Annotated in this window: 19 protein-coding genes; 3 read left to right on the top strand and 16 right to left on the bottom strand. The window is 37.4% G+C overall.

Annotation, left to right across the window (positions count from 1 at the left end; translation table 11 throughout):
- Positions 1-3: 3 nt before the first annotated feature.
- From ESZ47_RS02070 to ESZ47_RS02060, 3 genes are all read left to right on the top strand, one after another.
- Entirely contained in the window at positions 4-885 is an 882-nt protein-coding gene (locus ESZ47_RS02070; protein ID WP_148604317.1) for a sortase family protein, read from the top strand.
- A gap of 65 nt (positions 886-950) precedes the next feature.
- Complete coding sequence (locus ESZ47_RS09465; protein WP_244307536.1) at positions 951-3,323, top strand: LPXTG cell wall anchor domain-containing protein; 2,373 nt, start codon at positions 951-953, stop codon at positions 3,321-3,323.
- A gap of 722 nt (positions 3,324-4,045) precedes the next feature.
- Positions 4,046-5,071, top strand: coding sequence for an IS30 family transposase (locus ESZ47_RS02060; protein WP_148604315.1), 1,026 nt, complete (start codon positions 4,046-4,048; stop codon positions 5,069-5,071).
- A 374-nt stretch (positions 5,072-5,445) separates the two neighbouring features.
- Here the strand turns inward: ESZ47_RS02060 and ESZ47_RS02055 are convergent, their stop codons facing one another.
- From ESZ47_RS02055 to ESZ47_RS01975, 16 genes are all read right to left on the bottom strand, one after another.
- Complete coding sequence (locus ESZ47_RS02055; protein WP_148604313.1) at positions 5,446-5,784, bottom strand: ASCH domain-containing protein; 339 nt, start codon at positions 5,782-5,784, stop codon at positions 5,446-5,448.
- Between the two features lie 40 nt (positions 5,785-5,824).
- Entirely contained in the window at positions 5,825-7,864 is a 2,040-nt protein-coding gene (locus tag ESZ47_RS02050) for a KUP/HAK/KT family potassium transporter (RefSeq protein WP_148604311.1), read from the bottom strand.
- Between the two features lie 434 nt (positions 7,865-8,298).
- Positions 8,299-9,060 (bottom strand): acetoin reductase, encoded by a 762-nt coding sequence (locus tag ESZ47_RS02045; protein WP_148604309.1) that lies wholly within the window; start codon positions 9,058-9,060, stop codon positions 8,299-8,301.
- A 125-nt stretch (positions 9,061-9,185) separates the two neighbouring features.
- Positions 9,186-9,581: a hypothetical protein gene (locus ESZ47_RS02040; RefSeq protein WP_148604307.1), complete on the bottom strand. Its 396-nt coding sequence runs from the start codon at positions 9,579-9,581 to the stop codon at positions 9,186-9,188.
- Between the two features lie 30 nt (positions 9,582-9,611).
- Positions 9,612-9,890, bottom strand: a complete 279-nt coding sequence (locus ESZ47_RS02035) for a hypothetical protein (RefSeq protein WP_208797466.1) — start codon at positions 9,888-9,890, stop codon at positions 9,612-9,614.
- A 199-nt stretch (positions 9,891-10,089) separates the two neighbouring features.
- The gene (locus tag ESZ47_RS09585; RefSeq protein WP_284295198.1) at positions 10,090-10,398 is read right to left on the bottom strand and encodes a type 2 periplasmic-binding domain-containing protein; all 309 of its coding nucleotides are present in this window, start codon (positions 10,396-10,398) and stop codon (positions 10,090-10,092) included.
- Between the two features lie 358 nt (positions 10,399-10,756).
- Positions 10,757-11,638: a type I 3-dehydroquinate dehydratase gene (gene aroD / locus ESZ47_RS02020; RefSeq protein ID WP_148604303.1), complete on the bottom strand. Its 882-nt coding sequence runs from the start codon at positions 11,636-11,638 to the stop codon at positions 10,757-10,759.
- Positions 11,635-12,189: a hypothetical protein gene (locus ESZ47_RS02015; RefSeq protein WP_148604301.1), complete on the bottom strand. Its 555-nt coding sequence runs from the start codon at positions 12,187-12,189 to the stop codon at positions 11,635-11,637. The genes aroD and ESZ47_RS02015 overlap by 4 nt, the downstream gene beginning before the upstream one ends.
- Positions 12,190-12,192: 3 nt before the next feature.
- A complete protein-coding gene (locus tag ESZ47_RS02010; RefSeq protein ID WP_148604300.1) occupies positions 12,193-12,993 on the bottom strand; it encodes a shikimate kinase in 801 nt (266 codons plus the stop codon).
- A 6-nt stretch (positions 12,994-12,999) separates the two neighbouring features.
- Positions 13,000-13,848 carry a prephenate dehydrogenase gene (locus tag ESZ47_RS02005; RefSeq protein ID WP_148604298.1) on the bottom strand — a complete coding sequence of 283 codons (849 nt, stop codon included), beginning with the start codon at positions 13,846-13,848 and terminating at the stop codon, positions 13,000-13,002.
- Entirely contained in the window at positions 13,845-15,152 is a 1,308-nt protein-coding gene (aroA, locus tag ESZ47_RS02000; RefSeq protein WP_148604296.1) for a 3-phosphoshikimate 1-carboxyvinyltransferase, read from the bottom strand. Before aroA ends, ESZ47_RS02005 begins: the two co-directional genes overlap by 4 nt.
- A 44-nt stretch (positions 15,153-15,196) precedes the next feature.
- Positions 15,197-16,375, bottom strand: a complete 1,179-nt coding sequence (gene aroC / locus ESZ47_RS01995) for a chorismate synthase (RefSeq protein WP_148604294.1) — start codon at positions 16,373-16,375, stop codon at positions 15,197-15,199.
- A gap of 1 nt (position 16,376) precedes the next feature.
- Positions 16,377-17,441, bottom strand: a complete 1,065-nt coding sequence (gene aroB, locus ESZ47_RS01990) for a 3-dehydroquinate synthase (RefSeq protein WP_148604292.1) — start codon at positions 17,439-17,441, stop codon at positions 16,377-16,379.
- Positions 17,438-18,430, bottom strand: coding sequence for a 3-deoxy-7-phosphoheptulonate synthase (gene aroF, locus ESZ47_RS01985; protein ID WP_148604290.1), 993 nt, complete (start codon positions 18,428-18,430; stop codon positions 17,438-17,440). The genes aroB and aroF overlap by 4 nt, the downstream gene beginning before the upstream one ends.
- A 3-nt stretch (positions 18,431-18,433) precedes the next feature.
- Positions 18,434-19,258 carry a shikimate dehydrogenase gene (gene aroE, locus ESZ47_RS01980; protein WP_148604288.1) on the bottom strand — a complete coding sequence of 275 codons (825 nt, stop codon included), beginning with the start codon at positions 19,256-19,258 and terminating at the stop codon, positions 18,434-18,436.
- The gene (locus ESZ47_RS01975) at positions 19,255-21,180 is read right to left on the bottom strand and encodes a transketolase family protein (RefSeq protein ID WP_148604287.1); all 1,926 of its coding nucleotides are present in this window, start codon (positions 21,178-21,180) and stop codon (positions 19,255-19,257) included. The genes aroE and ESZ47_RS01975 overlap by 4 nt, the downstream gene beginning before the upstream one ends.
- Positions 21,181-21,423: the final 243 nt, after the last annotated feature.

Here is a 21,423-nt window from a genome sequence, read left to right as displayed (position 1 = left end):
ACTATGGCAATCAACATTGAACAAGTCAAGCGCCCTCGAACGACAGCGCAACCTAGACGTCCAAATTTCTATCGTTTGAAAAGGCACCATCCAATTCTAAAAACACTGTTATTAGCTTTGATTGGCATCTTAATCGTCACGGGTGCCGTAATTTATGGTAATCATACCCAGTGGCAAACCGCTCAAAGTGTCCAAAAAGCTAGTCACAAGGCGGTTACGAAAGCCAAAAAGCAACCTATTGTCAAAGCCAGTCAAGTCAAACAAGTGGCGGCACAAACAAGTGTTAAACCTGATTACTCAGGCACTGGCGGCTTGTCTAGCAAAGAAGATATGCTAAAGCTAGCGCAAAGCAATCAAGCTGAAATCCTACGTGGTCATGTGGCTGTGCCTAGTTTTAGCATTAGTGAGCCAATCTATGAAGGTACAAGTAACCACGTCTTAGCCATTGGTGCGGGTATGAATGCGCCCAATCTAAAGTTTGGCACTGGCTTAGTGCCAATATTTGCGCACAATATGGGTGATTATAACGCCGTGTGGCCATACCATCCAACCAAGTTTAGTGCTTTACAGAACATGACTGAGAAAACCATTTTAGGGAAAGATATTTATCTCTCTGATGGTCAAACAGTTTATCGTTATAAAGCCACCAAATTGGATTATGGTATCGCTGTGGGCGTGATGAATCAAGAATTAGCTGTTGAGAACACAGGCAAACCAAAGGTTAAATTGATTGCTTGTTTGGAAGATCAGGAATTTTGGCAGCAGGTTAAAGCGAGTTACTACACAAATTTCACCGCTAAAAAGCGAATCGTGCTCACGGGTGAATTAGTTGGTGAACAATCAATCAATTCCCTGGAAAGTAATTTAAAGCAACAATTGCAATAAAACCTATTAAATAGTAAGGGTAGCAAATCACCACCCTTCAAAAATCGAAAGAGAGAATATTTATTATGACACATAACATTAAAAACAAGACAAAAGTAATCGCTGTGACAGCCATGGTCGCAACCACAGCAGTTATTGGGTTAGCACATCCATTCGATACCCATAACATCTTTGCGGATGATTCTAAATCTTCTGATTCAAAGGGGACAGCCGTTAATGTCAATCACAGTGACTTAGATAAATCGGTTGCTGCGGGCACTAAAGCAGGTATGAAGATTACAAAAAATGCTACGCAAACTAAGGTGATTAAAGCCTCTGAGTATGCCAAAGAAGCCGCTAAAATCAAGTCAGGTTATGCTACTCAAAAAGCGGTTATTGATGCTAAGTTGAAAGAACAACAAGCTAAAAATGCCGCCTATGATAAGGAGATGGCGCAGTATAAAAAAGACATGGACGACTATAACAAGACCAATGCCTTAATTCCTGATCGTGATGATAGCAATAAAACAGGTCTTAACACAACAGGTGGTGTGTCATCCATTGATGGTTGGAAGTTCATGATGACTGGCTCTCGTGATAAGGTGCATGAAGCACAAGCCGTCGTTGTCACTGATGGTATCTCTGAAAAAGAAGCTAAGCATCACTACTTGAAAGATGGGACAATTCTTTCTTGGGGTTCTAAGTCAAAGCTAGTTGATAAATCTGGTTCAACAACTGATTTCAACGGCGGTTATATCTTTACTAAAGGTGGCTCAGTTAAGCTAACTAACGTTGGGACGTTAGCTGATGGCACTAATGTCAATATTGTCTATAAGAACGCCTCTGGTGACAAGAATTCTTGGGCGATTTCACCAAAAGACCCAGACCAAGATGGTGGTAAGGCAACTGGTAAAATCATCATTGGTTCACAAGATGATATCAAATTAGATTATCAATTTGTTGATGACAATGATAAGGCACTAAAGATTTGGACAGGTAACTTCTTCTCAGATATTGATGAGCCTATCGCAGGCTATATTCAAAATGATGATTTGAGTAAGATTCAAACCAATGGCATTGCTGTTGTGGCCAAAAACGTTGATGCAAATAAATATAACTTAGTTCGTAATGATGGTGTTCATGACAACACTGATTCTAACCTGAGTTCTGCTATGTCAATTACTTTTTCTACTGGTGGCACATTACATGTGTATAACTCAGGAACAACCAAGTCGACTGGATATACCGAAAATGATAACCGTATGATTAGTCCAATGTTTGGTGAAGAATTGAATTTGAAGGTGGCTAATAAGCCTGTTGAACCACCAAAGCCAGCCGCCGTTGAAGCTGACTATACACTCACTGATTTGATTGTGACACCAGAACCAACTAAAGATGTCGATACAGGTGAGAATGCTGGCGATAAGGATGGCTCTGATAATGGTAAGTCAGTCATTAAGGGTGATGAATTAACCTATTCATTGAAGGCAACCGATTTGCCAGCAGATCGTGTTGATGATATGAAGACAATCAAGTATGTTGACACCTTGCCAAAAGAAGTGGACTACAAGTCAGCTAAGGTTTACTCAAAAGATGGCAAGACGGATTTGACCAAGTATTTCAACATCACATTTGATAAAACAAAGCATCAGTTTACGGCTGAAGCAACCGCAGACTATTTGAAATTAGCTAATGCAGACAAGACAAAAGCCTTTGAAATGCCAATTGTTGATGTTTATACGATTGCTAATACCTCAAATGCCAAGTTCGATAATACGTACGAAATTTGGGAAAATGATGATCAATTTGAATCAAACACGGTTGAAAACACAACACCAGACATTAAACCTAAAAAGGATGTTGAGTCTGGTGAATCAAAGGGCGATACAGATGCCTCAATAGATGGTGATGAAATCAAAAAGGGACAAGAAATTACTTATCCATTGAGCGTTAATGATTTACCAGCCAACCGTGCAGATGATTTGAAAGTCTTCAAGTACGTTGATACCTTGGCAAAGGAAGTTGATTATAAGTCGGCGAAGGTTTATTCAAAGGATGGTAAGACTGATCTAACAAAATATTTCAAGATTAGCTATGATGAGAAGACGCGTGTCTTTACGGCAGAAGCTAACGCAGACTTTTTGAAGTTAGCCAATGCCGATAAGACGAAGGCATTTGTTTTACCTGTCGTTGATGTCTATGCGGTAGCTAATAAAGACAACGCAACCATTGATAATAAGTATGATATTTGGGAAAACGATTCAAAAACAGAATCAAATACCGTTGAAAACAAAACGCCAGGAATGACACCAACCCCAAAGCCCGATACACCCGCAACGCCTAATACAAGTTATGGTGAAGCGCCTAAGGGCTGGTTATATGGTGCGATTGCAGCGATTGCACTAGCAGGCGCTGCATTCGGATTACGCAAACCAATCAAGAAGTGGTTCCACAAATAACAAAAAAACAGTGCCTTAGGGCATTGTTTTTTTGTTTTGTCTTTATCAAGCGATAAAATAATGAACAATACACCTTGTTTTGTTCTTCACAAAGTGGTATATTTAAGAGGTTCAGAAGAGGTCTTGACATGCAATATCAGTAGTTTGCTTTCAGAATTATTACAGTTAACTTGCAAGAAATTATCATATCTCACTTCATATATTTTACTGTTGTTGTATGGCTTTTCAGAACATTTTTCTTAAGTTAAACAGTGAGTCAATCAGACCTGATTTACTGCGCAAATAAAGCCATCCACTGATGGCTTTTTTGTGTGCGATTATAAACAATCGTACTTGTCAAGTCAGATGGACATAGCAAATTGACGGCTATTAGGTAAATTAATTAACTCAATATTATGAGAAAATAAACCAATGTTTTTATTTAAAATTTAGTCTGTTATCAATGTCAATATCAGTCTAACGGCTAATATACACGTATATATAACACAAACATAATCACGTATATACTAGCCACTATATACGTAACTATATATGTGTATATATACATCATTATGTTAGCGTATATAGTGGTGTTATATACACGAACATATATACCTTACATACATCTTAAAACCTTGCTATAACAATATTTGCGCAGTTGTTCACTTTTGTTTTTCTTAACATTTTAACTATTGACCGAATGTCAATTTTATAGTCTTATTGAGAGAAGGAATAATTGCCACATGACTAAAAAAAATCCCAAATCCAAATACGCACGTTTAGAGTTTAGTGAGCGTATCACGATCAAAAATATGATTGACGCGGGTAAAACCAATGCGGAAATTGCTAGGAAACTAAACCGTCCTCGAGCTACCATTACACATGAATTGCAGCGTAATGCCCGTGTCATGACTTGGCGTGGCAAAAAGAAAATATTGCGCCATACATATGAACCTGTGCAAGCGACAAGACGGGCTGAGTATTATCAATCAAAAGGACACCATTCGCAACCAAAAATCACGCCTAAAAAACGTGAAAAGATTGATTATTATCTCAAAAAGAAACATTGGTCACCAGAACAAATTGCACACGGTGTGCCACGAATTGGTGTTTGTACACGAACGATCTATAATTGGATACTTAATCGCAACTTGAGTGCGACAATCAATGATTTACCTCTTAAAGGGAAAAGACGCAGGCATCTCAGAGCAAAGCCGTCAAATCCTGAACATAAACGGATGATGATTGAAACACGTTCAATTCACACTCGTCCCGAAGTGATCAATAATCGCTCCACGTTTGGTCATTGGGAAATTGATGGGGTGATGAGTCCTCAAGATTCCCAATCTTTTGTGATCACATTTGTAGAAAGAAAAACACGTTTTATGGTTGGTGTCAAAGCAAAAAGTAAGAATTCAGAAGATGTCAAAACAGCCATAGATACCTTTATGTCAAGGTTTGAGAATGTCTGTGACAGTATCACATGTGATCGTGGCTCAGAATTCACCAGTAGTTTATTTATTTACAGCATTGAAGATACGTACGGTAAAAAGTTATATTACGCTGATCCACAATCACCAGGTCAACGTGGTACAAACGAACGCATGAATCGTGAATTACGGCGTGTATTTCCTGCGGGCTATGACTTTACTAAGATTACACAACGTAAGCTTCAAAACGCCATTCAGGACATCAATGAGCGTCCTAGAAATGTGCTCAGGTTCAAAACACCTGAAAAAGTCTTTACTAAGCGAATCATGGCAGCTTAATCATCAATAGATGCTTAAAATCGCTACTTGTTAAGACAGTTCAAAGTTAATAGCTTTGAGCTGCATTTTTGCGTATAATAATAACCAGATAAAGACGAATTAAGTGCTTAAATAACTGTTGAAGCAGTCTAAATTGAGGACCAAAAACAACAATAAATTATTTTTGGTCAGCTTTAGAAAAGCAAAACGACAAATGGCACTAAAACAGTCTCTGTAATGAGATTGTAAAGAAATCCGCTATCACAACAGCGACAACGGATTAGCGCAAATAAAATGATTTTTTTTAGTTTATTTGTTACTTTAGGGGTTGACAAATTCATGCAATCCGCAAGTTAACATAATATATATTATCGAAAGTAAAAAAATACTATAAACTACAATATGACTTTAACCTCAATCGCCAAAACACCAAAATCTTGTTCTTGTTTTCGTGAATAAATTTCATAAGTTTGACTAACCATTTTGTCTACCGAATCATGTTCCTCACTGCCAACTTGGATACCACCAAACTTTTGATACAATTCAAGAAATGTGCTAAATCGATAAATATTAATAATATCAACCAATAATTGTTCGCCACTTTCTAAATCAGTAAAGACAACATTCTGTCCTTTTTTTAGTTGAGCCCGCTTCGAATCATTTAACCTAATTTCAATAGTCTTAGTTCCTTGTTTCATTAGCAAGAATGCTTCATGATTTAGTTTCATTAACATCAATATGTGTTCCTTTTCAGTTTCAACAATAATTATAGAGTTACTGTTTTTCTGCTGTCTTTACGATATTCTTAATGGATTTTTGTGTAAGCTTAATCCTACTAACATTGTTATTGCCAATAAATAACGGTACCGTTTCCTCCACCACATCACTTAACTCTAAACCATAAAATCCACTAGGCTTTACAGTATGGGCTTGTAACCATAGTCTACCAGCAATGATAAAACGATCCCATGGATGCATGTTTGGTAAATTAAGTAAATCTTCATAGTTTTGATTAGCTATAACGTATTTAAAATCACCAATACTACCATGTTTTTCAATTGCATATCTCGGAAACTGTGGTTCAATAACACCCTGCTTAACTAAGTTATTAGCAATTTGTTTTAAATAAAGACTAATTTGCGGTTCTACTTTGAAACCAATGTTGAATATAATGTGTACTATATTGTTAGTGCCCATCATATCAACAGAATAACTTTTTTCATAAGGGTTAACCGCCTCCCGTATTGTAACAAACCAGTATATTTCTGCTTTTTTTGGCTTTGAACCAATGAGAGAATATATAACTGATCGTTTTATCATGTAGTTTTGATGAACATTGGCTATATACGCTAAATTAGTTGCAAAAATTGGTTCTGCATCATCTCGCGATAAATTGATGAGTTGTTTTCGATAGTCTTTCAACGACAGATAATCATTTTGTTTAGCAATTTCTTCACGACGCTTGTTTCCATAATACCAAATTATCATGATACTTAAAATTACAACCATAATAACCAAGGTTGCATAGCCGCCATGTAAAAACTTGCCTAAACTAGCAATCAAGAATACAACTTCAATAGCTCCGAATAATATAGCAAAGCAGATAGCTCGCAATTTTTTATGGTTTTGATTTATAAATTGATACAACAATATGGTTGTCATTAACATTGTGATAGTTATGGATAACCCATACGCAGCTTCCATATTGTGTGAAGTTTGGAATGCCCATACAATAATTAAGCCAATTACGCAGAGCAACCAGTTAACAGCTCCAATATACATCTGTCCTCGGATTTCACTTGGATAAAAAGTGTGCAGCCGAGGAATAACTTTCAAATTAATGGCTTCACTAACTAATGTATAAGCACCAGAAATCAATGCCTGTGAAGCTATAATTGCGGCTAAAGTGGCTAATACGATGCCAACAATTCGCCAGCCACCAGGCAATATTTCAAAGAATGGATTTGAAGATTGTTGCAATAAATTACGATGTTCGACGTGTGACATAATCCATGCGCCTTGTCCCATATAATTCAAAATTAACATGGTATACACAAACGGCCAACTAATATAGATATTTTGCTTTCCAACATGCCCCATATCAGAGTACAATGCTTCAGCACCAGTAGTAGCTAAAAATACACTGCCCAAAATAAAAATACCAGTTTTATTTTCTGAACTGAATAGCACATTAATTGCATATGTTGGCGATAAAGCTTTAAGAATAGCAACATCATTAAAAATATTTATTAAACCAAAAATACCAATAAACGCAAACCATGCCAGCATGACCGGACCAAATATGTTACCAATTTTTTTAGTACCGGCTTTTTGAAATATAAATATTATTAACAAAAGAATAGACACCACAACAACTACTAGTGTTTGATTATTTGGAAATAATACGGGTCCTAGTTGTTGCCCTTTCAGGCCTTCAATCGCAGTCGTAACTGTTACCGCTGGCGTTAACGTTCCATCTGCCAACAAAGCAGATCCACCAACTAAAGCAGGAATCAGTAACCATTTCTTTTTTATATTCTTTACACGGCTATATAATGCAAAGATACCACCCTCACCATGATTATCAGCCTTCAAAGCTACGAATACATATTTAACAGTGGTAATCAACATCAATGTCCAAAACACAAGGGACACCGAACCAATGACAAAAGTATCCAAGTGTTCTGTGCTTCTTGCACTGCTTAATATAGAATTCATCGTATATAACGGTGATGTGCCAATGTCTCCATAAACAATACCAAGCGCAATTAAAGCGCCAGCAGAAGACCATTTAGTTTGCTTTTCCATTGACATTTTGCTTCCCTCGATTTGATTGATTTGTTATTATGAAGCACATTATCGCATATTTAGACGATTTAAGCATCAATTTGACTTGACTGAAAATTAATATTAACTAATTGATTTAAATTTTTTTCGTCTTGATTGACTAGAGTTTGAAATCCCACCAAAATTCATCATCTTCGTTCCTTGATACCAATTTTCTTTGCATCTCATTTCCATTATTTATTTTAAATAGAATATTGGTGACATTGAAATTGTAAATATGTAAACACACTTAAATTAGTCAAACACTCTCGAACACCTGATCTTTTCCTTGCAAGTATTTTCAATATTATTCTATAAACAGGCCTTATAAAATACCAAAAAAGAGCAACACGTTTCAAACGCGCTACTCTTTTTTTGATCCAATCATAAAATATTATCCAACTTATGACAATCCAAAGAAATCAAACGTAATTAATACCACCATCAACTAATATTGATTGTCCAGTAATATAGTTTGACTTTTCGTCAGCCAAGAATGATACTAGGTTCGCTACATCTGCTGGTTCTTCACCACGTCCAAGTGCAATACCATCGATGTACTCTTGCTTTGTTTCTCCTAGTGGACGATCATAAATTTTAGCCATGGCAGCATCAATTTGATCCCACATTGGTGTTAACACGATTCCAGGGCAATAAGCATTAACAGTAATTTTATCTTTAGCAAGCTCCTTAGCAGAAGCTTGTGTTATACCACGAACCGCAAACTTTGTGGCTGAGTAGATACCCAATAATTCAACAGCTTGATGTCCAGCAATTGAACAGGCATTAATAATTTTTCCACCTTTACCTTGCTTCTTAAATTGTTGAGCAGCAGCCTGAATCCCATAAATCGTACCGTTAACATTGATATTAAAAATTTTAGTAATATCCTCAGGCTTTGCATCAACAATAGCCGCGATTTGAGCGATTCCAGCATTATTGACAAAAACATCCAACTGCCCAAAATCATTTACTACGTCGTCAACAAGCTTAAACATTTCATCATGACTTGAAATATCGACATAATAACCCTTTGAATGATTACCGATTTCTGTAGCAACTTTCGCTGCATTATCTTTATTTAAATCTGCAACAGCGACTGTAAATCCATCTGAAGCAAGTTGCTTTGCAATTCCTGCTCCGATACCTTGACCACCGCCAGTAACAACTGCGACTTTAACCATGTGAAGTTCCTCCTTTTTAATTACAACTACATTATAAACTTGTAAGCCTTTACATTCAATAGGAAAGTTGATTTTGTGAATAACTGTATTTGACATAATGACATATTTTTTGTGATATATCAAATTTATTTATAATCCAAAATTTCAACTTTAAATGGTAAATAAACATTTAAATCAACCTCACGTAATTTTGCTGCTTCTTTTTCTGGCTTAAATGAATGCCAAGGTACTGTTTGTTCAGCATTTACACGTTGAGCCAATGCCACTAAATCCATTGGTTTTGCATGTCCACTAGCGCCCAATAACTTTAAATCTATATGTTGGATTGCTAAATAATTAGATAACGCAACGAAGCGAGCATCATACTCACCTAATGGTTCACCATTCATATGCAAGTACAAAAATTGTCCGTTAAGTTTATCTAACTCATGCAACTGATCAAATTGATTTTGAACAACATAATGACCCAGTTTTGATAAAACCTTTACCCAATCGATTTCTTGAACGTTTTTAGCGCCCATCGCTTTTAAAATAACCGCAACACGGTGATTCTAGAGAAGTTTCCGACCATTTTCATGCGCAGTATTTTGTAGTGCTAGCAATCGATCGATATTTCTCTCATATGGATTAACAACAACCAACTTTTCAGTTTGTTTTAATATATTAGCAAAATCTCTTTGTAAGGATTGTTCAGTTTGTCGAATGAGTTCATCGTCTCCATCAAAGCTAACTTCTGTGCCTTCAAGTAAAAATAAATCAATTATCTCCACTATGAACGAAATTATGTTTTCCATCACTAATACGAATGGCAGCAGCACCACGTATATCATGATCAGTTTCAAAAAAGTTACTTCAAAAGGCCCTAAAAACAATGGTTTTTCATAATCAATGATTTTAATTCTAGCATTGGGTGCGTATTCAGTTCCTAAATCAGTTAGCTTTAGCTAGTGGATTTTTTTCTAAATAGGCTTTATACGCTGATGATTTTGTAGCTTGCTTTGTAATTGGCAAATATCCCGTTGCTTCTGCTCACTTTTCTGTTTGCTTATCAGACATTAGAAACTTCATAAATGCCCATGCACCAGACTGTTGCTTTTTGGAGGCTGTAGCCGTTACAACCAAACTATTACCTGCTAATGCGGCTTTCGTGGCTGTAATTCCTGCAGAAGATGAGAAAGTTAAAGCTGTCCCGTCATTGACCATGTCCATGATTAGCTTAGCTGCTGCTATTGCCTTCTTCGAGTTCACATTAACCTTGCCATTGTTAGTGACGAGCGCTTCACCAGAAGAATGAACCATCGAGTCCCATTCCATATCAAAGGACTTATCAAATCCCATTGACCATCAGTGATATTAAAATCCATGTCATGTAGAACCTCAACTCCATTATCATATGCCAAAGTCACGTGATTAAATTTAACTTCCACTTTATTTTCCTCTTCCTGTTGCTATCAGCAGCATAAAATAAGACAAATTTCCTCCAATTCATCTGTTGAAAAGGACAACTATTGTCTATGGAATAAATATACCAATTTGGATATAAAAAAGTTAAATAGTCACAAAATATTCTTAACTCCAATAAAAAAGCAAGACCAATTAAGGTCTTGCTATTGAATAATATAAAAAACGCTACCTCCGAAGAGATAGCGGGTAGGTAGATAGATACTACCCAGTTGGTTGTATTAATTATACCATCTCATTGCCAAAAGTGCAATAGTTCATTAATGGTCAACTGACCTGGAGCACTTTGACTAGTTCCATCAAGTGTAGCGAATGTTAATTCTGATCCATATTGGTAACCCTCAATACGAGTTCGCTTCCCAATTTCTCCCATACTCATAGTAATGAGTGGTTGTTCAATAGCAGCTTCCTTTGTGGTATCTAATAAATACTGAACATCTGACATATTGTTAGGCATAACTGCTAACTTTATAACGTCAGCAGGCGTATGAGACATATTTTCAATTAATCCAGCTAGCGTGTCTGGTGTACCTTGAAAATCATGATACGACATAATCACTGGCACATTAACTTTATGCGCAGCGTCTATAATACGGTTTCGTAAAGACTCATCTAATGTATATTCAACATCGACAGCTGCAAATGGGAAGCCAGTATTTAAAGCAGATACAACAAATGTCGTATACTCAACCTCACTCATTTCACCACGACCACCCTGCTCTACTGTACGGTATGTTAAAATCACAGGGAATCCACCAATACTGTTAAAGACCGTACTAGTTAATTCTTTGATAATATGCGCATTCATTTGTGGCCAATTGGCTATAAATTCTTGTTTAGCGTTATCAATTTCAGATAACATCTTAGCTTCAGTCATGGCTGAAACATCCTTTTGCGCTAATTCCTTTTGTGCACCTGATTTAACTTGTTGCCACATGACTGCTTGACTAAAATCATCAGCAATAAAGTCCGCTCGCCACTCAACAATATCTGGGTTTTGTTGTTGCAATTTTTGCGCAAAAGGACTGAATTTATCTGTTGGTCCAAGTATTAACGGCACAGCAATAATAGGCTTATCAGTACTGCTAGGTATTTTTAATAATTCTCTTAATGTCATAAAACTCTATAGACGACCCAAACCATGTGTGGCTTTAATTGTTGCCTGATTTGGTATTTTTCGTCACTACTTTCCGGTAATTTTTTGAATTGTTCTTCAGAAATAATTGTAAACCGATTTTGATCTTTTATAAAGTCTTTCAACGCAACAACTTTACTAGGTGCAAACATAATTGATGGTCCCCAGGCATTATCCAGATTCACAGACGTTAAATATTGCCTCATTAGTCCTTCGGTAGCTGCATGAACCAATGCCACATTACGATTATATTGCACATTTTCAATGACACTCATGGTCATCAAAGGTAACGAAAAAGTCGCCTCAACCTGAAGATCAGACCAGTTTAGATAATTAAAGTCCGCCCAATTCAAAGTTGGCTCTTGATTAGATTTAAAAGCAACAGGTAAAATGATTTTATCACCACTAAAAGATTTTAGATTTAATAAAATTTCTTCAAAACTGTTGTGCAAAACCAATGTTTCATCTGTTAAATAATATTGTGCAGCACACTCAGAATCAGTGCCACTTGGACCTAGTGTATGCAGTTTCATAAATCACCTATTTAATTGTCTATTTTCTTTATCAATAGCAGCTTGCATCAAAATTGTCATAATATTATCAATCATTTCATCGGTAATATCTGTTGATTCACTAAAATCTGATTTGAGTTCCGACCGTAATTTTAACATGCGATCATGCTGTACAGTTGGTATCCCAAACTTTTCTTTATACTTAGCGACCGATTCAACAACTAAAAAGCGTTCTGAAATCGTTTGGAATATTTGACGATCAAAAGCATCAATTTGCGAACGTAACTGCAATAACGCTAATTCATCTTCATTTGCGCTAAATAAAGCAATAATTTCTGCGGCAATACGTGCTGGTGTTTTACCAACTGTTTCGACCGTAAAATTAGCAACTTCCTCATATTTAGGATCACGCTCTTGCCACAATGCAAAAAACTCTGCTGTTGATTTTTCTTGTAATAATGGACGTTGACCCTCTAAAATTAAACGTCCAATCGTACTTTCTAGGTTACCATGCAAATAAATGATAGTCGCCGGTGAGCTTCTTAAAATTTCAAGGTTCTCTTCCCTTTCAACAACACCACCACCTGTGGAAACAATACCATCAAAGGTTTGCACATCATTTAATACTTGTGTTTCCAATTCACGGAAACCTTTTTCACCACGCTCTTTAAATATATCAGCAATTGTTTTTCCGGCAACACGTTCAATTTCAGAATCAATATCAATAAATCTTGAATGATGCTGACGTGCTATTTCTTGACCGACCGTTGTTTTTCCAGCACCCATAAATCCGATGAGCATTAGTGTATCTGGTTCTTTAATCATATTTTCTCACCTTAATAAATTTTTTCTTGACTTTTGCGCTGATGATATTAATGACATTAAATTTACTGAATCGTTATTCTCAATAGCTTGAGAAAATAGCTTTAGCTGTTGCATTAATATGCTTTGACTTGATAAAATTGCCTCTTTATTGCTCAATAAAACGTCAGCCCATAATTTGGGATCGCTTTCTGCAATACGTGTTGTGTCCTTAAATCCGCCAGCTACAAAGTGTCCAAAGTTTGAAACATCCCCTAATTGATTTGTAGCAGTATTCATTAATGAAAAGGCTAAGATATGTGGTACATCGCTAATAACAGACATTAATTCATCATGTTTTTTGATTGAAATGGACATAAAGTCTGCATTAATTGGCTTAAGAACATCTTGAATATCACTGGTTTTACTGATTGAACTAGGAATTAAAAAATAGGGAACATCTTGATAAAGTGCTTCATTTGCCTGCATAATGCCACTTTGATGTGTGCCAGCCATGGCATGTCCTCCAACAAAGCGAACATTTTTTGGTGTCAAAACTTGTTCTACAACAGCCATAATGTCTCGCTTTGTTGACCCTGTATCAGTAATGACGACATCTTTTTTTAAAGGCAACGTAGCTAATTGACGAATGCTACTCTCAATATAAGTTACGGGTGTGGCTAAAATAATAATATCGGCTTCTTTAGCAACTTGCTTTAGTTCTAATGACACTTGTTTGACAATATTATTTTTTTTAGCATAAGTCAACGAATTATCATTAATATCCACACCAACAACTAGATTTTCAGATTGTCTGTTTAGGATTTTAGCTAACGAAGCACCCATTTCACCTAATCCAACAACAACTATATTTTTCATAACGTTTCCTGTTTCATAATCTTTGCAATATCTTCCACAAACCCAGGATAAGAAACACTCATAGCATCTTCACCAGTTAAAACAACATCCCCATCAGCAATCAATGAAGCAACCACGTTCATCATACCAATACGATGATCACCATGTGAGTCAAGTAAGGCCGAACCATTAATAGCATGCAAAGGTGTGCCCCCATGAATAATCATACCGTCAGGTTTCTCTTCGATATTCGCGCCTAATTTAGTCAATTCACTGATAACAGTCGCAATTCTATCTGTTTCTTTTACACGCAACTCTTCTGCACCGCTGATAACTGTATCGCCAACTGCTTGCGTTGCTGCGAGTGCTAAAATTGGTAATTCGTCCACAGCACTAGGAATATCAGCGCCAGTAATAGTAATTCCTTGTAAATCTTGTGCTCTAATTTTGATGTCTGCTAACGGTTCACCTTCAGATGAAATTTTGTTTTGAACAATATCTGCACCCATACGTTCGAGTAATTTAATCACACCGTCCCGTGTTGGATTAATGCCGACTTTATTAATGGTGATGTTAGAATTCGGAGTAATTAAACCTGCTACCATAAAGAAAGCTGCGCTAGAAATATCCGATGGCACTAATACATGTTGACCTTTTAACTGTGGTTGTTTTTTAACAGTTATAACACCATTTTTTGCTTGAATTTGACCACCAAATTGACGTAACATTCGTTCGGTATGGTCCCGTGATGGTAGCTCTTCAATGACAGTTGTCTCACCGTCAGCTTGAATACCAGCTAGTAAGATGGCGCTCTTCACCTGCGCCGAAGCAACTGGCATACGGTACGTAATACCAGTTAGCGTGTTATTAGCCTGAATAATCGCCGGTAAAAATTCTTCATCGGATAATTTAAACTTTGCTTGCATTAAAGATAATGGATCTGTCACTCTTTTTAATGGACGTTTACTCAATGACTCATCCCCGAAAATATTTAAATCAAAAGGTTGTTTGCTTAACAATCCCATTAACAAACGAGTCGATGTACCAGAGTTCCCCATATTTAACGCTTCACTAGGTTGATTAAAATTTTCCAGCCCTTTCCCCACAACTACAGCTTGCGTATCTGTATAAGTGATTTCAACACCAAGTGAACGAAAAACGCCTATCGTATGCATAACATCATCTGACATCAGAAAATTATCAATAATTGTTTTTCCTTCAGCTATCGCACCAAACATTACCGCACGATGTGATATTGACTTATCACCTGGTACTGTGATTTGACCGTGTAGTCCAAGTGTTGGTGCTTTTACAAGTTTAATCATATTTTTTATCCTCTAATCAATTATGTACTATAGCCTAAGCTATATTAAAACTTTCTAAGTTCCTCACGATAAATGGCTACTTGTTCTTTCATACGCTCAATATTATCTGCATCGAATTTGTCTAACACTGCTTTAGATAGTTCAATTGCAACCATTGCTTCAGCTATCACTGCAGCAGCTGTAACGGCTGTTGTGTCTGAACGCTCAATTGACGCACGATGATCTTCGTGTGTATCAATATCAACAGATTGCATGGGGCGATAAAGCGTTGGAATAGGTTTCACAACGCCACGCACAATAATTGCTTCACCAGTTGTCATACCCCCTTCAAAGCCACCAAGATTATCAGAGCCACGATAAAAACCACGTCCTTCATCCCAAAAAATCTCATCCATAACCTGATCGCCATATTTTTCAGAATTTTCAAAACCACCACCAAATTGAACACCCTTAAATGCATTAATACCAACAATTGCACTAGCAATTTTTGCATCTAATTTCGTGTCTGCAGATACATATGATCCTAATCCAGCAGGCATGCCTGTGGCAATAACCTGTACTTGACCACCTACTGTGTTAGCAGCACGTTTTGTTTTATCAATGACTTCTTTAATGGCTTCATCAGCTTCAGCATTCAAAGCACGTGTATCAAAACTCTCTGTTACTTTACGTAACTCTTGTAAGTTTTTGTATTTGATCAAGTCGTTCATGTTAGATTTTGCCGGCCCGACATTAACCACAAACCCGTGAACATCTACACCGATTTCGGCCAGTAGTTTTTTAGCAACAGCGCCTACAGCTACACGCATTGTTGTTTCACGAGCAGACGAACGCTCCAAAACATTTCGCAAATCATCATGGTGACGGTACTTCATACCACCAACCAAATCAGCATGCCCTGGGCGTGGTCGCATTACCTTACGAAGCGTATTCTCTGAAGTTGCGGGTTCATTAGGAGCCATAATTTTTGACCAGTTATTATGATCATCATTATGAACATTCAATGTAATTGGTGATCCAAGTGTAATTTGGTGCCGAATACCTGTCAAAAAAGTAACTGTATCGGTTTCTATTTTTTGACGATCTCCTCGACCATAACCACGTTGACGTCGAGCTAATTGCTCATTAACATCCTCTTGACTAATAGTTAATCCGGCAGGAATACCTTCAATAACAGCAATTTCTTCAGGTCCATGGCTCTCGCCAGCAGTAACATATCTCATATTAATTCTCCATAAATGCCGGCATATCGGCAATTTTTTTCTTCACAATAACTGGATTTCCAATGCTCTCTAACGCAACTAAATTCAAAACGCCCCCATGATTTTTTTTATCATTAATCAAGCGATCAAAAAAATGCGTCGTACCTATAAATTCGGATTGTGTTGGTAAGCCAACAGCTTCTAATCGACTTAATAATTCATCAGTCATCCCTTTAGGCATTATACCATTTTGTTCAAAACGGCTACTAATGGCAACCATCCCAATTGCAACAGCCTCGCCATGCCGCAACTCACCGTGAGCCAATAGTTCAATTGCGTGACCGAAAGTATGACCAAAATTCAAAAACTGTCGTTCGCCAGCTTCTTTTTCATCTGCCATAACTACTCTTGCTTTGTACGCAATGGCTCTTTGTGAGAGTTCCTGGGCGTGTTCACGTATATCTGAAATCGATTTAATTTGACCGGTAAATTCAAAAAAGTTTTGATCAGACAAAGCCGATGTTTTTACAACTTCTGCATATCCTTCGACTAAGTCGCGATCAGTCAAAGTATCCAAATATGTTACATCAACTAGATCTAAATCTGGTTGATAAAAGGAACCAGCAATGTTCTTGGTATCACCCAAATTCACAGCAGTTTTACCACCAACTGATGAATCAACTTGAGCAGTTAGAGACGTCGCAATCTGAATAAAGGCAATACCTCTCATATATAGAGATGCAACCACACCACCCAAATCACCAATTACACCTCCCCCCAAGGCAATAAGCCCATCACCACGAGTAAATCCAGCGCTGGCCATTTTACCAATCAAGTCACCTGCAACTGATAATGATTTAGATTGTTCACCCGCTGGAACTACCAGTTCCAGTACATCAAACCCTTTATCACGCAATTGTCTTGATGTGTCTTCTAAATACAAAGGCCCAACATTATTGTCGGTTAATAACACAATTTTACGTGTTGACCAAACTGCAGAAATTTCTTGACCTATACGAGTGTGTAAGGTGTTGTCAATCTTCACATCATATTTTTTTGTCGCCAAATCAACTGTAATTGTGCTCATTTTATTGCCTCACGAACCTTATTTACTTTCTCTGCTAGTTGTTTAAATTGCTCAGGTGTCAATGCCTGTGCACCATCAACAAACGCATGTGCCGGATCATCATGTATTTCAGTCATTAAACCTTGTGCGCCAGCAGCAATCGCTGCTAAAGCCAGTGGTTCAACAAACTTAGACACACCCGCCGCATGTGAAGCATCCGCAACCACTGGATAATGAGTTAGAGACTGTAATACTGGAATAGCTGATACATCAAGTGTGTTACGTGTGTACTTATTGTCGTATGTGCGAATACCACGTTCCATCAAAATAATTTGGTCATTACCACCAGCAGTAATATACTCTGCTGCATTCAGTAAGTCATCAATTGTAGCTGACATTCCTCGCTTCAACACAACGGGCTTATTTTTTTTGCCAAGTGCCTTAAGTAATGCAAAATTTTGCATGTTACGCGTACCAACTTGGAAAATATCTGTGTATGAGTCCACCAAGTCAACATCGCGTGTATCTAAGATTTCTGTTACCATATCCATTTGTAATGCGTCAGCCGCCGCACGATGAGCCTTTAATCCATCTTCACCATTTCCTTGGAACGAGTATGGGGATGTACGCGGTTTGAAAGCCCCTCCACGCAAAATCGTTGCACCAGCCATTTTAACATCTTCACCCATCTCTTTAACATGATCAGGAGATTCAATGGAGTCAGGGCCAGCCATGAAAACAAAATTACCACCACCAATTGTGCTATGTTTAGTTGTAATAATTGTATCCTCTGGATGGAATTCACGTGATGATTTAATAGCCGAATGATGGTTTGTGATTACATCAACAATCATTTGTGAAATATTTCTCAATTCGTTTTCTGGCAAACTTTTTACACCAGCTAGCGCTACACGGTTGTCATGAACAAACACTGGTTTAATAGGATTGTTTGTATTTAATTTTGCTGCAATTTGTTCTGCATCTTTATTTGTTTTTGCGATAATAATCATGTTTTATTCCTCAATTTCTTTCATCATTAGTTTTCTATCAGCTAACTTGTTAAACCAATATTCAAAGCTCAATGCGCCTTGATTTACTAACATAGGTAAACCGTTTAAAGTTAATAATCCACGTTGATTGGCAGATTTCAGCATTGTTGTTTGTTGATTACGGTAAATCATATCAACAACTAATGCATGCTGTGGTAATAATGATACTTGATAATCCGTAAGAAGTGTTCGAGAATCATTCATGCCCACAGTTGTAGCGTTGATTAACATGTCTGCCTGTTTCAACGCTTCAGTCAACTCATGGTTGTTGGCTAAATCTTCAAGATATCCCCCACCATTAGTTAATCGGCTAATTTCTTGCTGCCGTGCCCACCAATCGCTATGAACACGATTAAATACAATTAATTTTCTAACACCGTATTGCTTAGCCGTTGCAATGACAGCTCTTGCTGCACCACCGGTACCAAATATAACGACCGTTTCTTTCGGTTGTCGTGAATTAATACTTTGCCAAAAGCCATCTCCATCAGTATTAGTGCCAATAAGACGACCTTGAACATTCTTAACAGTATTTACAGCTTGCAGTTGTTCAGCTATTGGAGATATTTCATCCAGATATTTAATGATATTGTTTTTGAACGGAGTAGATACATTAAAGCCACCTACATGTAATGCCCTCAATCCTTTAACAGCATGTTCTAATTGTTCAGGTAAAACATCAAATGCATGATAATGAGCATCAATATTATATTTATCAATCATTTTATTTTGCATCAGCGGTGATCGTGAGTGTCCAGCTGGATGAGCTATTAGTCCATATAATGTCATAATAGCTCCCGTGTAATGCGATGAACTATACTTTCTGCAGTAAACCCAATTTCATCAAATATATTTGCTGCCACTGCGCTCATCCCAAATTCATCAATACCCAGAATCATCCCTTCATCACCAGCGATACCTTGCCAACCTAATGTTGTTCCTGCCTCTATTATTACATTTTTGGCTGTTTCTTGAGGAATGATTTTATGCCTCTCACTTTTTTCTAATGCACTAAATCGCGACAAATTAGGAATAGATATAATATTTGACGGTACGGATAACAATTCACTCACTTTTTGGGCCAATTGTACTTCTGACCCTGTTGCAATTAAGTTAATCTTAGCATCATTATTCTGTCTTAATTGCACTGCACCCCTTTGTATCGCTAATTCCGCTTGCGCATCATTTCCCTGAGGACCAATTGCACCTCGGCTTAATATCAAAACGGTTGGTCGATCAATCGACGTAAGCGCTTGATGCCATGCATGAGCTATTTCTTCTGCAGTTCCCGGACGTAAGACATCAATACCAGGTATCATTCGCAATCCCATTAATTGCTCAACTGGCTGATGCGTTGGTCCATCTTCTCCAACAGTAACACTATCGTGCGTAAAAACATAAATGACCGGTACGTGTTGTAATGCACTTAAACGAATAGCTGCTTTCATATAGTCTGAAAAAGCTAAAAATGTAGCGCCAAATATTGTTGTTCCACCATGTAAGGCAATACCGTTCATGACGGATCCCATACCAAACTCACGGACTCCAAAGGCAATGTTTCTACCTGAACGATCATCATTGTTGAACAAAGGTGACTGAACAATTTCTGCATTAGTTGATGCTACCAAATCCGCTGAACCACCCCATAAATTCGGTAATTGTTGTGCAAAGTTTTGCAATACATACTTTGAAATTTTTCGACCTGCTTGTGACTTAATTTCAGTCGTCAATTGTGGTATCGAAAAATCTTTTTTCCTTGTAAACTCAAAATAGTTTCCTAACTCCTCTTCCGTTGGCTGCACACGATTAGCCAATCGTGCCATTATCTTAATGCGGATATCTTCCAACACATCACTAGGTAGCTCAAAGTTCGTAACTTTAACTGCCAACATTTCTGATAAATCTACTAACTGTTGGTCAGTTAATGGCGTTCCATGAGCTTTATTTGTTCCTGCAAATGGCCCAAAGTCACCAATAATGCTTTTTACAGCAATTAATGTTGGTTCAGGAGATAACTTGGCATTTTCAATAGCATCATGAATCGCCTCTAAATTATTGCCATTTTCAACCTTACGTATATCCCAACCATAACTCGCAAATCGTGCCAGATTATCAGAAGTATCAGAACGTTCTTTTGCACCATCAAGGCTAACAGCATTATCATCATACAGCACAATTAGCTTACTGAGACGTTGCTGCCCTGCTAGAGAAGCTACTTCATGACTCACACCTTCCATCAAATCACCATCACCGACCAAAGCGTAAGTAAAATGATGTATAACTGTTGGAAATTGTTGATGTAATTTTTCTTCAGCCATAGCCATGCCCACAGCCATACCCAATCCTTGACCTAGAGGGCCGGTTGTGGCTTCAACACCGGGCGTCACACCAACTTCTGGATGTCCTGGTGTTTTTGAATGAGGTTGTCGAAATTCTGATAAATCCTTAGAAGTTAAATTAAAACCTGCAGCATATAATGTTGCATAAAGTAATGCGGCACCATGTCCGGCGGATAATACAAAACGGTCTCGATTAGGTTCATGAGGATTTTTAGGATCGACATTAAGCTGATTAGCGTATAATTCGTACAAAATCGGTGCCGCACCTAATGCGATTCCTGGATGACCAGATCCAGCATGACTGATTATCTGATTGGATAACAGTCGCAACGATTGAATTGCTTTTGTTGCTAGTGGTGTTGTCGTTATCATGAGATTCTCCTTAAATAAAAATCGTACTAAGTGAGTAAACACTTAGTACGATTTAACAGGAAATTTCATTCCGAAAAAATAAAAAGCTACTAAGTGTTTAATATTGACACTTAGTAACTCAACCTTGAAAAGCTTCTGGTCGCTAAGTGCGTCGTAACCGACGCACTTAGCGACGGTTCTACATAAACCAGAAGTAATAATAACTATTATTTTTCAAGACTTTGTTGTTCATAATTTTTCTCA

This window comes from Leuconostoc litchii (genome assembly GCF_008107645.1).
Classification (GTDB): Bacteria; Bacillota; Bacilli; order Lactobacillales; family Lactobacillaceae; genus Leuconostoc; species Leuconostoc litchii.
The sequence above is the reverse complement of the archived record's forward strand: the minus strand, read 5'-3'. Positions and strand labels throughout refer to the sequence as shown.